Genomic DNA, 13,819 nt, shown 5'->3' with positions numbered 1-13,819 from the left:
AGAGGACCGTCCAGCCACCTGTGCCACAGCGCGGGCGCCCCTCTTGCAAAGTAAACTATCATACCATTTTACGCACGGAAAACCGGCCAAAAAACAGCATGGTCCGCTTACAAAGACGGGCGCTGGCCCACGCCGCGATCCGGCCTGCGCCATTGATCGCGCGTAAACGGCTCGTCGTGGCCGGACAGCAGTAAAGCGAGCTCGGTCATCCACTGCTCGGTCGGCACCGGCTCCAGCCGCGGCGCGACCAGCAGGATGGGGATGCACAGCACCAGCAACACGCGGCTCAGCGCCAGATGATGTTCGGTGCTGGCATGCCAGATGAAGGCGGCGGCGACCATCAGCCCCAGCAGCGTGCCGGTGACGACCTCGGACACCGAATGGGCTTGCACATAAATCCGCGACAGGCTGATGAGCACGGCGACCGCGATGCCGGCCAGCGTGCCCCACACCCGCGCCGACGCGCCCAGCTGGCGGCAGCCGAGGTAGCAGGCGACCGGGAACACGGCGGCGGCGCGCATGGCGTGGCCGCTGAAGCCCGAGAATTCGACCGACTCCACGCCCAGGCCCCAGCCGATGAACGCCACCTTGGTCAGCACCACCAGGGCCATGCCGGCGCCGAACAGCAGACACCAGGACAAGGTCAAGCGCCACGACTGGCCCGCCAGCAGCCACACGGCGATGGCGACGCCGATGGGACCGGTCACCGCCAAACTGCCCACCAAACTCAAGTCACGCCACAACATCATGCCAAAAACCTTCATCGTCGAACATCGTGCCAGAAAAAAAACGCCTGAGGCGCCGCTGGGCGCGCCGTTTTGCGGCGCACCATCATTTAAGCACAACCGTGGGTAATTTAGGGAATATTGCGAGAAGGAAAATATTTCGCGATGGGGGAGGAAGACGGCCCGGGTGAATCGGCATCAATCAAGCGTAGGCGCTTCGCTGCGCCGCGATCGCCGGATCGTTGACGGCCGCCTGCGACATCGCCTGCGTCAAGGCCATGGCGACCACGCCCTCGCTGCGCACCAGTTGCGCGCCGCCGTCGCGGAACTGCGCCGCCAGCGCCAGGCCCGACATCGAAAACGCTTCCTGCCGCGCGGCGGTGGAGAAAATATACAGGGTGCGCAGCGGGCTGATCCACGCGAGCTTGACCTTGCGCCGGCCGCCGTCGGGCTGCGCGAACTCGACCCACATGCCGCGCGCCAGACTGTCGACCTCGATGACGGCCTCGTCGTCGTGCGCTTGCGGCGCGGGCGCCGCGGTCTGCGCCTGGGCCTGCCGGGCCTGCAATTCGAGCCGGCGCTCGGCCGCCTGCTGCGCGGCCTGCATCGCCAGTTCGACCTGGCGCTCCGGCGCCAATTCCAGCGGCGCGCGGACGATGGAAGCGTGGCATTCGGCCAGCTCGGCGAAGAATTGCAGGCGGTCGGCGTCTTGCCACTTGATGATGTCGAGCCACTTGTTGAGCGAAGACAGCAGGCTGGGCAGCTTGGCGATCAAACGCTTGCGCTCCGGCGCGCTCAACTTCGGCTTGACGCTCCAGATCAGCTCGTCCATGGTGCGGGTGGCGCTGTTGACGGCGCCGGGCTTGTCGTCGTCGACGCTGTAGGCGATGGTCAGCACCGACACCCATTTGTTTTCCAGGAAGGCTTCGACCACGGCCACCACTTCACCGGTGCCGATGCGCAAGGCCACGGCGTCGCGCGCCGAGCGACCGGCCTCGGCCATCCTTTCCTGCTTCAGGGCGGCGGCGATGGGTTCGGCGATGGCGGCGGCGGCGGCCGCCTCCTCGGCCTTGATCGACGCTTCGAGCTCGTCGACGGCTTCCGTGAAGACCGACAATTCGTGATCGTAATCGCGGCCGACCCGGTCGACGCTGCGCTGCATGGCCTGGAACAGCGGATCTTCCGGCCCCTTGCGCTGCTCCCAGCCCATGCGCGACAGCAAGTCGATCAGGCGCCGCGCCGGGTGTGCTTCCTGGAAGAAGAAATCCTTGTCGACCAGCGCCGCCTTGAGCACGGGAATTTGCAGGAAACGGATCAGGTCGCGGATTTCCTGGGAAATGCTCTGGTCCTGGAACACGGTGTCGAAGATGGCCGACAGCAAGTCGATGGTGCTTTCGTCGGCGCGCGACAGGCTGCCCTGCGGCATGCTTTCCTTGAGGCGCGGCAGATAAAACACATTCGCCGGACGCGCCTGGCCGCCCTGCCCTGCGGCCGCGCCATTGCCCGGCGACGCGTTGCCCGAGGTGGCCGAGGTGACATAACCGGCGGACATGGCCGACGCGGCCGCCATGATGCCCGTCGACGTCATCTGCGCCACGGCCGGCATGGCGTGCTGCAACTGGGCCAGGTAGCTCAGCAGTGGCCGCTTGGCGCCGACCTGCGACTGCCGCCGCGCCGCCTCATTGTCCTGCGCGCCGTGAAAACCTTGCGCCGCCCCCTGCACCCAGGCGCCGCCGGTGACGACCGCGCCCGCCGGGATGTCCGGGATGCCGAGGTCGATTTCTTCGGTGGCGCCGACGCCGCTGGCGGCAAAAAACTGCCGCAACTGCTGCGCCAGCGCCGCCTGCTGGCCGCGCGCCGGCGCCGGCGAGAAAGCGGGCGCCGGCGGCACATCGGCCTTGCGGCCCTTGTAGCCGTCCACCGAACCGGGCAGCACACCCTTGCGCTGCAAGGCCAGGTTCAGCGCTTCGAGCATCGGCCCCAGATCAAGGAACATGCCCGGTTTTAACAGCGGCAACAGCAGGTTGGCCGACTCCGGATCGGTATCGAACTCCAGCCATGCCTGTTGCAGGGCGACGAGGAAGACATCGGGACGGAAAGGATTCTGGTTCAGGCGCAGGATATCGCGCTCCAGCAAAAAGGCCAGCCGCACGTTCAGGGTTTGCAAGGAGTCGCCGTACAGCACCTCGAACGGCTTGCTGATGCCGCCGACGGCCACTTTATTGTCCATTTCCTCGTAGGGAACCAGACCTAGCGGCTGAGCCGCCTCGCGCGAGCGGGCTTGCGGCGCCGGCGCCAGCAAGGCTATTTCGCAGCGCAGCGTCTTTTCCAGCATGCCGCTGGCGAGATGCAAAAACGCCATGCTGCTGTTGCGCAGCATATTGCCGGCCCGGATGCGCTGCTGCATGGCGCGCGTGTCGCCGTCGGTGGCGTCGATCAGCGCGCCGCCAAGCTTGGCGAACAAGTCCAGATATTGATCGTTGAGGTGCCGCGTGACGATGCCGATCAGCTCTTCCAGCAAGGCATGCCGCGGCGAAACCGTCTTTTTCGGCGCCGTGCTGTTGGTTGAAATAGGCATCATGGTTGTTGACCCACTGGTGGTCGGCTGCCGCGGCATCAGCCCGTCTTTATCTGGCCGCGTTACCACATTCTGACACATTATTGCCGCATGGCAATAGGCAAATGGAAACTATTGGCCTTATTTCCGGCTTTCTTTTGTATCGCCCGGCAACGCACGCCGCAATTGCTTCCACGCTAGTGGCCGACCTTGAGCCTGCGCAAGGATCAGGATGCAAGTTTCCTTAAGATAACACGTCGGCACCGGCTGCCCGACAGTCGCCATCTCCTCCACCGTCCAAGGATATCAGATGAAATTCCTGCAAAACCTGGCCACCGCCAGCAAACTGCTGGCCGCCTTCGCGCTCGTGCTCGGCCTGACCGTGCTGCTGGGCGTTTCCGCCCTGGGCCGCATGGGCGACATCGACCGCGCTTCGACCCGGCTGTCCGGCAAGTGGTTGCCCGATATTATCTCAACATTGTCGCTCAAGCATGATTTACAGGAACTCCGCACTTGGCAAGCTCAGCATATTTTAAGCGCCGACCAGGATGGTATCGACGCCCTGGACAAAAAATTAAACGATGCGACCGCCGCCTACCGCGCCAACCTGGCTCAGCTGTCGAGCACGCTGACCGACCCGGCGCCGCAAGCCATGGTGACGCAGCTGACGCGCCAGGGCGCCGACTTCGCCCAGGAGCAGGCCAGGCTGCTGGCCCTGTCGCGCGACGGCAAGAAGGACGAGGCGCGGGCTTTACTCAAAGGCAGCGTGCAGCAACTGGCCGAGGCGATGGGCGGCGGCCTCGACAAGCTGGTCGCGCTCGACATGGACGGCAGCCAGCAGGCCGCCCGCGACGCCGACGCCATCTACGAGGGCGCCCGCTGGCTGACGTGGGGCTTGCTGACCCTGTCGATCTCGACCGGCACGCTGCTGGCGTTGTCGGTGGCGCGCTCCATCGCCACCCCGCTGCGCGAGGCGGTCCGCGTGGCGCGCCGCATCGCGGACGGCGACCTGGGCACGCGCTTGAGCATGCCGGCGAGCACCCGCATCAGCGCCGGCACCCGCGATGAAACCGAGCAACTGTTGCTCGCCATGCGGGACATGAACGACAGCCTGCTCACCCTGGTCGGCCAGGTGCGCAGCGGCGCCAGCACCATCAGCGGCGCGGCCGGCGAGATCGCGGCCGGCAATCTGGACTTGTCCAGGCGCACCGAGCAGCAAGCCGCTTCGCTGGAGCAGACCGCCTCCTCGATGGAACAACTGACGTCGACCGTCAAGCAGAACGCCGAGCACGCCGTGCAGGCCAACAAGCTGGCGGTGTCGGCCTCGGAAGTGGCGGTCAAGGGCGGCGCCGACGTGGCGCAGGTGGTCGGCACGATGGCGTCGATTAACGATTCGTCGAAGAAGATCGCCGAAATCATCGGCGTCATCGACGGCATCGCCTTCCAGACCAACATCCTGGCCCTGAACGCCGCCGTCGAGGCCGCCCGCGCCGGCGAACAGGGTCGCGGCTTCGCCGTCGTCGCGTCGGAAGTGCGCAACCTGGCCCAGCGCAGCGCCGCCGCCGCCAAGGAAATCAAGGTGCTGATCGACGATTCCGTCGACAAGGTGGTGCTGGGCACGCAACTGGCCGACAAGGCCCGCAACACCATGGAAGCGGTGGTCGGCAGCGTCAAGCGGGTGACCGACATCATCGGCGAGATCGCCCACGCCAGCGCCGAGCAGACGGCCGGACTGGAACAAGTCCACCACGCCATCGCTGCGATGGACCAGGCCACCCAGCAGAACGCCGCGCTGGTCGAACAGGCGGCAGCGGCGGCGACGGCGATGCGCGAGGAAACGGGCAAGCTCAGCGCCGTCATCGGCGTCTTTAGCGGCGGCGAGGCGGCCGGGCCGGCCAAGGCGGCGGCTGATCCGGTCGCCACCGGCGCGGCTACGGCCACTGCTGCGGCAAGCGCCGGCGCACCGTCCGCTGTGCCGGCCACGCCCGGCGCCGCGCCGCTGCGCCTGCCCGCCGCCCGCAAAGCGCCGCCGCGCCGGCCGGGCGGCACCGTCAAGAACGGCAGCAACGACGTGGAATGGGAAGAGTTCTGACGGCGGCGCAAGGGCCGATGCAAGGCCTGCGCCTACAAGGCCGCAAGTCAAATTCCGATAGCGAAAACATGGATGGAATCGCATCATTGCTGCACCGGAAACGCATCAGTCCAAGGCTTTCCATTACCCAAGCAGGCCTTGGACCGATACGGGACCGGACGGTGACTTTTTCATTTTTTGCAAAGGAATCAAGATGAACTCGAACCAAAAAAGCGGTAGCGGCAGCAAGCAAAACCAGGGCGGCGCCAGCAAGCAGTCGTCGACCGGCGGCACCCAGGGCGGCACGCATGAGCAACACGTCGAAGCTGGCCGTCAAAGCCACAAAAACGACGGCAACAAGCAGTCCGGCAGCGCTGGCTCGTCCAGCAAATCGTCCAGCACGGGCAATAAAGACCGCTAACCCAGGCTAGCGGCAGTGGCCATGCGGCGCAAGCGAACGCGCCCGCCGGGCCACGGAGCATCACTGTACCGAGAGTCTGCGACGGCACGGCCGCTGTCACAGGCTCTTCTGCGTTTACAGGCCCTACGCTTTTTGATCAGATATTGGTGACGCGCTGACCTTTGGGCGGCGCGAAATCGCGTACCGCGTCTATCATGCCGACGCCCTCCGCTTCGGCCGCCGTCAGGTGCAAATCGGAATAGGCGTGGATGTGCCAGTGTTCCTCGGTCAGCCGCACGTGCTTGCGCAGGATTTGCTCGGTGCGGGCATCGTCGGCCTGCAAGCCCTCGACGATGATGCGCAGCGCGTCCGGCCGCGCGCCGTGCGGGGCGCTGGCGTGCGATTTGTGGACCATGAAGCGCGACGTTTCGCTGGCGTAACGCTGCTCGCCGGCCAGGAACAAAATCACGGCGATCGACGCGACGGCGCCGGCGTTGTAAGTCACGATGCGGACCGGCAGCTGGCTCAGGTAGTTGTACAGGCAGATGCCGTCGCTGACATAGCCGCCGTTGGACTGGATCAGGATGTGGGCGGTCTCGATGTGGTCCTCGGTCATGTCGGCGGCGGCCTCGAACACGCGCCTCACCATGTCGCTATTGACGTCACCCGACAGTGTGAACCAGGCATGCCCCTCGAATTTTTCTATCTCATCGCTCATGGCTGCCCTCTGAAAACTGGAAGCTTCATTTTAGCAAAGAGTTGTTTTTACGGTGGTATTGGCGTGCGTCATTCGTGCGCGCCATCAGCGCTTCTGGATTGACAGCAAGTGTCTTCTGACATATATTCCCGAGTCTTGATCGGGAGAGGGCAAACTCGCGTTGCCGCCGAAGGGGCACTACCCAAAAACTCTCAGGCAAAAGGACCGATCAAGGGACTGGCGCGTTCGCTTGTATGGCGGGCGCCGCCGGCTCAACTCTGGAGAGCGGCCGCGGCACACGCCGGCGGCCCACCGAAGGGGCGCACGGGAGTCATCCCGTAATCTCTCAGGTACCAAGGACAGAGGGGTCTGCAATCATAGTGGAATAAGCTGCTTCAGCTCTTCCGTGCATGTTCTATGGTGTATTCATCCCCTTTTATCCGGACCGAGGAACTCATGACGCTCAAAGCTACCCCACTCAACAACGCCCACCGTGCCGCAGGCGCCCGCATGGTCGATTTCGGCGGCTGGGACATGCCGGTCAACTACGGTTCGCAAATCGAAGAACATCACGCCGTGCGCACCGACGTCGGCATGTTCGACGTCGCGCACATGTGCGTCGTCGACCTCGAGGGCGCCAACGTGCGCGCCTTCCTGCGCGGCCTGCTGGCCAACAACGTCGACAAACTGCAGGCGAGCGGCAAGGCGCTGTACTCCTGCATGCTGACGCCGCAGGGCCACGTCATCGACGACCTGATCGTCTACTTCATCAACGAAAACTGGTTCCGCCTCGTCGTCAACGCCGGCACCGCCGAAAAAGACGTGGCCTGGATCACCGAACAAAACACCGCCACCGGCAGCGGCGTGACGATCACCGAGCGCCGCGACGGCGCCGCCGATGCCGCGGCCTACCCGATGGCCCTGATCGCCGTGCAGGGCCCGAACGCCCGCGCCAAGGTGTGGCAGGTGCTGCCGGAGACGCAGGCCGCGTCGGCCGACATCAAACCGTTCAACGCCGTCATCGTCAAGGACACGGCCTTCGGCGAAGTGATGGTGGCGCGCACCGGCTACACCGGCGAGGACGGCTTCGAGCTCGCCTTCCCGGCCGCGCAGGCCGAGGCGCTGTGGAACGCGCTGGCGGCCGCCGGCGTCAAGCCGGCCGGCCTGGGCGCGCGCGACACGCTGCGCCTGGAAGCGGGCATGAATCTGTACGGCCAGGACATGGACGACACCGTCAACCCGCTCGACGCCGGCCTGGCCTGGACCATCGACCTGGTGTCGCCGCGCGACTTCGTCGGCAAGGCGGCCTTGCTGGCGATGGGCCAGAACGCCCAGTTCGTCGGCCTGATCCTGCGTGAAAAAGGCGGCGTGCTGCGCGCCCACCAGAAGGTCATCGTCGGCGGCACCGACGCCGTCGGCGAAATCACCAGCGGCACCTTCAGCCCGACCATGCAGCAGACCATCGCGCTGGCCCGCGTGCCGAGGGGCGTGGCCGTCGGCGACACCGTGCACGTCGAAATCCGCGACAAGAAACTGGCCGCCTCGGTGGTCAAACTGCCTTTCGTCCGCAACGGAAAAATCCTCGCGGCGTAATGATATAAACTGTTTATACCATCCCCTATCATCCCCGACTATCACCATCTGGAGCCCCACATGAATATTCCTGCTGAACTGAAGTACACCGCCTCCCACGAATGGGTACGCAAGGAAGCCGACGGCAGCGTCACCGTCGGCATCACCGAATTCGCGCAGGACGCGCTGGGCGACATCGTCTTCGTCGAAGTGCCGAAAGTGGGCACCGTCTACGCCGCCGGCGACGACGCCGCCGTCGTCGAATCCGTCAAGGCGGCCAGCGACATCTACGCGCCGGTGGCCGGCGAAGTCATCGCCGTCAACGACGCCGTCGTCGGCGCGCCGGAATCGATCAACGCCGACGCCTACTCGGCCTGGCTGTTCAAGATCCAGCCGTCCGACGCCGCCGCCATCGACGCCCTGCTCGACGCCGCCGCCTACGGCAAGACCACCGAGGCGTAACCGGTCGCAGCTCCGGCCAGCCTTCGCGCTGGCCGTTTTCTTTTTTGCGCGCCACCAGCGTGGCCCCGGCTTGCCGCCGGTGGCTATGCGCCGCATGGCGGCGCCGCAGCCCGCACACTTTTTTTGGCCCCGACCTATCATGACCCGCACCAGCCTGACCCAACTCGAAGCCCGCGATGCCTTCATCGCCCGTCACATCGGCCCCGACGCCGCCGAACAGGAGGCGATGCTCGCCGTCCTCGGCTACGCCTCGCGCGCCGCGCTGATCGACGCCATCGTCCCGACCAATATCCGCAACAAAGGCAAACTGGCGCTGGGCCAGTACGCGCAGCCGATGCCGGAACAGGAAGCGCTGGCCAAGCTGAAAAAGCTGGCCTCGAAAAACAAGGTGCTCAAGTCCATGATCGGCCAGGGCTATTACAACACCCACACGCCCGGCGTCATCCTGCGCAACATCTTCGAAAACCCGGCCTGGTACACCGCCTACACGCCGTATCAGCCGGAGATTTCGCAAGGCCGCCTGGAAGCGATCCTGAACTTCCAGCAAACCGTGACCGATTTGACCGGCATGGGCATCGCCAATTCGTCGATGCTCGACGAAGGCACGGCCGCCGCCGAAGCGATGACGCTGATCCAGCGCGTCGGCAAGTCGAAGTCGCAGGTGTTCTACGTGGCCGACGACGTGCTGCCGCAATCGCGCGAAGTCGTCGAGACGCGCGCCCAGCCGCTCGGCATCGAAGTGCGCAGCTTCCCGGCGGCCGAACTGGTCGCCGTCGGCGACTGCTTCGGCGTGCTGCTGCAATACCCGGGCGTGAACGGCGTGGTGCGCGACTACGCGGCCGACGTGGCGACCATCAAGGCCAAAGGCGCGATGGTCGTCGTCGCCGCCGACCTGCTGGCGTTGACCATGCTCACGCCGCCGGGCGAATGGGGCGCCGACGTCGTCGTCGGCAACAGCCAGCGCTTCGGCGTGCCGCTCGGTTTCGGCGGCCCGCACGCCGGCTACCTGGCCACGCGCGACGAATTCAAGCGCAGCATGTCGGGCCGCCTGGTCGGCGTCACCATCGACGCCCAGGGCAACACCGCCTACCGCCTGGCGCTGCAAACGCGCGAGCAGCACATCCGCCGCGAAAAAGCCACCTCCAACATCTGCACCGCGCAAGTGCTGCTGGCGGTGATGGCGTCGATGTACGCCGTCTACCACGGCCCGGCGGGCCTGTTGCAGATCGCCCAGCGCGTGCACCGCTACACCGGCATCCTGGCCGCGAACCTGAAGACGCTCGGCTACCACGTCGCCAACGCCACCTTCTTCGACACGCTGACCATCGCCGTCAAGGACGCCGAGCAGCTGCACGCGTCGGCCCACTCGCACGGCGTCAACCTGCGCATCATCGACGCCACGCACGTCGGCGTCTCGCTCGACGAAACCACCACCCGCGACGACCTGACGCTGCTGTGGACCGTGTTCTCGCATCCGGCCGGCGGCCCGGCCCACGGCCCGGCCTTCGACGACGTCGAGGCGGCGGTTGTCAACGCCTTCCCCGAGGCGCTGGCGCGCCGGAGCGCCTACCTGACGCACCCGGTCTTCAACCGCTATCACTCCGAACATGAAATGCTGCGCTACCTGCGCAGCCTGGCGGACAAGGACCTGGCGCTGGACCGCACCATGATCCCGCTCGGCTCCTGCACCATGAAGCTGAACGCGACCAGCGAAATGATCCCGGTCACCTGGCCCGAGTTCTCCAACATCCATCCGTTCGCACCGGACGCGCAGACCATCGGCTACCGCGAAATGATTTCGCAGCTTGAAGAGATGCTGTGCGCCCTGACCGGCTACGCCGCCATATCGCTGCAGCCGAACGCCGGTTCGCAGGGCGAGTACGCCGGCCTGCTGGTCATCAAGGCTTACCACGAGTCGCGCGGCGATGGCCATCGCAACATCTGTTTGATCCCGTCGTCGGCGCACGGCACCAACCCGGCGTCGGCCAATATGGTCGGCATGCAGGTGGTCGTCACCGCCTGCGACGCCAGCGGCAACGTCGACCTGGCCGACCTGAAAGCGAAAGCCGAACTGCACTCGAAGAACCTGGCCTGCGTGATGGTCACGTATCCGTCGACGCACGGCGTGTTCGAAGAAGGCATCCAGGAACTGTGCGAGATCATCCACAGCCACGGCGGCCAGGTCTACATCGACGGCGCCAACATGAACGCGCTGGTCGGCGTGGCGGCGCCGGGTTCGTTCGGCGGCGACGTCTCGCACCTGAACCTGCACAAGACCTTCTGCATCCCGCACGGCGGCGGCGGTCCCGGCGTCGGCCCGATCGGCGTCGGCGCCCACCTGGCCAAGTTCCTGCCCAACCAGCGCTCCAGCGGCTACCAGCGCGACGCGGCCGGCATCGGCGCCGTCAGCGCCGCGCCGTTCGGCTCGGCCAGCATCCTGCCGATTTCGTGGATGTACATCGCCATGATGGGCGCGGAAGGCTTGACCGCCGCCACCGAGACCGCCATCCTGGCCGCGAACTACATCGCGCGCCGCCTGGCGCCGCACTACCCGGTGCTGTACTCGGGCCACGACGGCCTGGTGGCGCACGAGTGCATCCTCGACCTGCGTCCGCTGACCGACGCCACCGGCATCAGCAACGAGGACGTGGCCAAGCGCCTGATGGACTTCGGCTTCCACGCACCGACCATGAGCTTCCCGGTGCCGGGCACGCTGATGATCGAGCCGACCGAGAGCGAATCGAAAGTCGAGATGGACCGCTTCATCGACGCCATGATTACGATCCGCATGGAGATCGCGAAAGTGGAAAACGGTGAATTCGACCGCACCGACAATCCGCTCAAGGGCGCGCCGCACACGGCCGAAGTGCTGCTGTCCGACACCTGGAACCGCAAGTACAGCCGCGAAGTGGCGGCCTATCCGCTGCCGTCGCTGCGCAAGCAAAAGTACTGGCCGCCGGTCGGCCGCGCCGACAACGTCTACGGCGACCGTAACCTGTTCTGCGGCTGCGCGCCGATGAGCGATTACGAGTAAATGATGGCGCGGTGCCGGTAGTCGTCCGGCGCCGCCCGCACCGCCCGTCAAGTACGATTCGACGCCAAACGCAGGCGGGCCACCCGGCCCGGGCCTGCGTTTTTTTTCGCCGCAGCCACCACCGGACCGGCCGGCGGGCCGCCCTGTTCATCGAGCTGGAAGCGCGTCACCGCCTGCGCCACCAGCGCCAGGTTCCGCTGCGTAATGTGATCGATCTGGACGATGGCTTGCCGCACCTCGTGCAAGCCCTCGGCCTGCGCGGCACTGGACTGGCTGATCTGGCCGATCAAATCGCCCACCTGCCGCACCGACGCGACGATCTCGGCCATGCTGCCGCCGGCCTCCTCGACCGAGCGGCTGCCACCCTCGATTTCCGCCACCGATGCCGCCATCAGCGTCTTGATTTCGCGCGCCGCCGTGGCCGAGCGCCGCGCCAGCGTGCGCACTTCGCCCGCCACCACGGCGAAGCCGCGTCCATGCTCGCCGGCGCGCGCCGCCTCCACCGCCGCGTTCAGCGCCAGCAAATTGGTCTGGAAGGCGATGCCGTCGATGACGCCGACGATTTCCACCACCTTGCGCGAGCTGCCGCGGATCGACGCCATCGTCACCACCAGGCGCTGCACCACGCTGCCGCCGCGCACCGCGAAATTGCTGGCGCAGACGGCTAGCTGCTTGGCCAGCTGCGCGTTGCTGGCCGTGGCGCCCAGGGTCGCGCTCAGCTCCTGCATCGAGCCGCTGGTCCGCTCCAGCGACGTGGCCTGCGCCACCGTGCGCTGCGACAGGTCGGCGTTGTCCTGCGCGATGCCGCGCGCGGCGTCGTCGATCGACTGGGCCGACGCCAGTATCGTCTTGAGCGTCGTGTTCAGGTGGCGGATGCTGGTGTCGAGCGCGCGCGAGGTCTCGGCGATTTCGTCGCGGCCGTAGACGCGCGTCTTGACGGTCAGGTTGCCCTCGGCCAGATCGATGGCCGCCGCGCCGATTTCGCGCACCTCCTTGAGCAGCGCGTTCCGCACCGCCATCGTCACCAGCAGCGACAGCACGATGGACACCACCACCACCACCACCACCACCGGCAGCGCCGTCGACAGCGTCCTGAACTCGCCCTCGGCGTCGCCGTAGGCTTGCTCGCTCAATTCCTGCTCCAGCTTCGACAGCTCCTCCAGCCGCGCCGCCACCACGTCGAACGCGCGCTCGGCCTTCGACATGGCGTTGGCCGCGATCGACTGGTCGTCCATGACCAGTTCGACCGCGTCGTCGATGGCGCGGACGTACTGCGCGTGCGCGGCCTGCGACTGGGCGACGTAGCGGCGCTCGGCGCTGGCGGCCGGCGTGGCCGCCTCCAGCTGCGCGAACCGGCGGTCGATGGCGGCGTGGCGGGCGTGGAGGTCGCGGATCAGCGCATCGAGGCGCGGCGCCGAAAAGCTGCCGTTGACCCAGGTGAGCAGCTGGTACATTTCGGTGTGCGCGCGGTTGGCGCCGGCCACCAGGTCGGCCGCGCCCTTGAGCCGCGCGGCGCGCTGCTGCACCATGTTTTCCAGCGAGCGGTTCTGGTGCACCAGCCCCAGATACGCGCCGCTCGACACCACGATCAGCAGGATCAGCACCATCATCGGCGCCAGCAGCAGTTTCGGTCCTATCCGTAATTTGCTTAGCATAAGACTCCAAACCGGGGACGTGGCGGCCAGCCACGGGGCGCAGGCGGGTGCCGCTCGGACGGTGCCGCCATCCTAGGCCTCGAACAGGTATGATGAGCGACCGGCAAGCAGGTGTGTCGACATTCCCAATCGCAATCTTGCTGAAGTGAATGTTGTAATCTACGCTGGCCGGCCGGCGGCGGCCTTGCGCTGGCGCAAACGAGCGGCGCGAGGCCGCCGTCCCACCCTGAACCTGAAATCGCCCCACATGAAAAAAAATACCATCAAGGCGGCGCTGATGTCGGCGCTGCTGTTCCCCGGCCTGGGCCACCTGGCGCTCAAGCGCGGCCGGCGCGGCTGCGTTTTCCTGCTGCCGTGCGCGCTGGCCGTGCTGTACGTGCTGCGCCACGTGCTGCAACTGGTGACGACGTTGGCCGACGAAATCAACGCCGGCACGCTGCAACTGGACCCGCAGCTGATCTCGGACCGGGTCGACGCGACCGTCAACGCCCTACCGGGCATGAACGTGGCGCTGGTGGTCTGCGTGCTGTGCTGGGCCGGCAGCATCGCCGACGCCTTCTGGCTCGGGCGCGCCGCCAAAGCCGATGCCGGCAGCGATATCGGCAGCGACGCCGCCGTTTGACTTGACTTCGTCCGGCGCAGAAAC

At 66.3% G+C, this 13,819-nt stretch carries 11 protein-coding genes and 2 riboswitches; of the genes, 7 read left to right on the top strand and 4 right to left on the bottom strand.

Annotated elements, in window-relative coordinates:
• Positions 1–107: 107 nt before the first annotated feature.
• Positions 108–707: a phosphatase PAP2 family protein gene (locus Q0S71_RS24115; RefSeq protein ID WP_296001381.1), complete on the bottom strand. Its 600-nt coding sequence runs from the start codon at positions 705–707 to the stop codon at positions 108–110.
• On the opposite strand from Q0S71_RS24115, the gene Q0S71_RS24110 reads away from it, so the two are divergent.
• Positions 694–855, top strand: coding sequence for a hypothetical protein (locus tag Q0S71_RS24110; protein ID WP_296001380.1), 162 nt, complete (start codon positions 694–696; stop codon positions 853–855). The genes Q0S71_RS24115 and Q0S71_RS24110 overlap by 14 nt on opposite strands.
• A 72-nt stretch (positions 856–927) precedes the next feature.
• Here Q0S71_RS24110 and Q0S71_RS24105 read toward each other — a convergent pair whose 3' ends face one another.
• Complete coding sequence (locus Q0S71_RS24105; RefSeq protein ID WP_296001378.1) at positions 928–3,306, bottom strand: DUF1631 family protein; 2,379 nt, start codon at positions 3,304–3,306, stop codon at positions 928–930.
• Positions 3,307–3,592: 286 nt separating this feature from the next.
• Between Q0S71_RS24105 and Q0S71_RS24100 the strand changes: the two genes are divergently transcribed.
• Complete coding sequence (locus Q0S71_RS24100) at positions 3,593–5,374, top strand: methyl-accepting chemotaxis protein (protein ID WP_296001377.1); 1,782 nt, start codon at positions 3,593–3,595, stop codon at positions 5,372–5,374.
• A 193-nt stretch (positions 5,375–5,567) separates the two neighbouring features.
• A complete protein-coding gene (locus tag Q0S71_RS24095; protein WP_296001376.1) occupies positions 5,568–5,774 on the top strand; it encodes a hypothetical protein in 207 nt (68 codons plus the stop codon).
• Between the two features lie 136 nt (positions 5,775–5,910).
• Here Q0S71_RS24095 and Q0S71_RS24090 read toward each other — a convergent pair whose 3' ends face one another.
• On the bottom strand, positions 5,911–6,471 hold the full coding sequence (locus Q0S71_RS24090) for an ATP-dependent Clp protease proteolytic subunit (protein ID WP_296001374.1): 561 nt from the start codon (positions 6,469–6,471) through the stop codon (positions 5,911–5,913).
• A gap of 130 nt (positions 6,472–6,601) precedes the next feature.
• Positions 6,602–6,688, top strand: a riboswitch (glycine riboswitch).
• A gap of 30 nt (positions 6,689–6,718) precedes the next feature.
• Positions 6,719–6,823, top strand: a riboswitch (glycine riboswitch).
• An 83-nt stretch (positions 6,824–6,906) separates the two neighbouring features.
• On the opposite strand from Q0S71_RS24090, the gene gcvT reads away from it, so the two are divergent.
• The 3 genes from gcvT to gcvP all read left to right on the top strand — a co-directional run bounded on the left by gcvT (position 6,907) and on the right by gcvP (position 11,518).
• Positions 6,907–8,043: a glycine cleavage system aminomethyltransferase GcvT gene (gene gcvT, locus Q0S71_RS24085; RefSeq protein ID WP_296001372.1), complete on the top strand. Its 1,137-nt coding sequence runs from the start codon at positions 6,907–6,909 to the stop codon at positions 8,041–8,043.
• A gap of 60 nt (positions 8,044–8,103) precedes the next feature.
• Positions 8,104–8,484, top strand: a complete 381-nt coding sequence (gene gcvH, locus Q0S71_RS24080) for a glycine cleavage system protein GcvH (protein WP_296001370.1) — start codon at positions 8,104–8,106, stop codon at positions 8,482–8,484.
• Between the two features lie 139 nt (positions 8,485–8,623).
• Positions 8,624–11,518, top strand: a complete 2,895-nt coding sequence (gene gcvP, locus Q0S71_RS24075; RefSeq protein ID WP_296001369.1) for an aminomethyl-transferring glycine dehydrogenase — start codon at positions 8,624–8,626, stop codon at positions 11,516–11,518.
• Positions 11,519–11,565: 47 nt separating this feature from the next.
• Here gcvP and Q0S71_RS24070 read toward each other — a convergent pair whose 3' ends face one another.
• On the bottom strand, positions 11,566–13,173 hold the full coding sequence (locus Q0S71_RS24070) for a methyl-accepting chemotaxis protein (protein WP_296001367.1): 1,608 nt from the start codon (positions 13,171–13,173) through the stop codon (positions 11,566–11,568).
• 247 nt (positions 13,174–13,420) lie between these two features.
• Between Q0S71_RS24070 and Q0S71_RS24065 the strand changes: the two genes are divergently transcribed.
• Positions 13,421–13,795, top strand: a complete 375-nt coding sequence (locus Q0S71_RS24065; protein WP_296001365.1) for a hypothetical protein — start codon at positions 13,421–13,423, stop codon at positions 13,793–13,795.
• Positions 13,796–13,819 lie beyond the last annotated feature (24 nt).

It is taken from the genome of Rugamonas sp., from assembly GCF_025354735.1.
GTDB lineage: Bacteria > Pseudomonadota > Gammaproteobacteria > Burkholderiales > Burkholderiaceae_D > Rugamonas.
The sequence above is the reverse complement of the archived record's forward strand: the minus strand, read 5'-3'. Positions and strand labels throughout refer to the sequence as shown.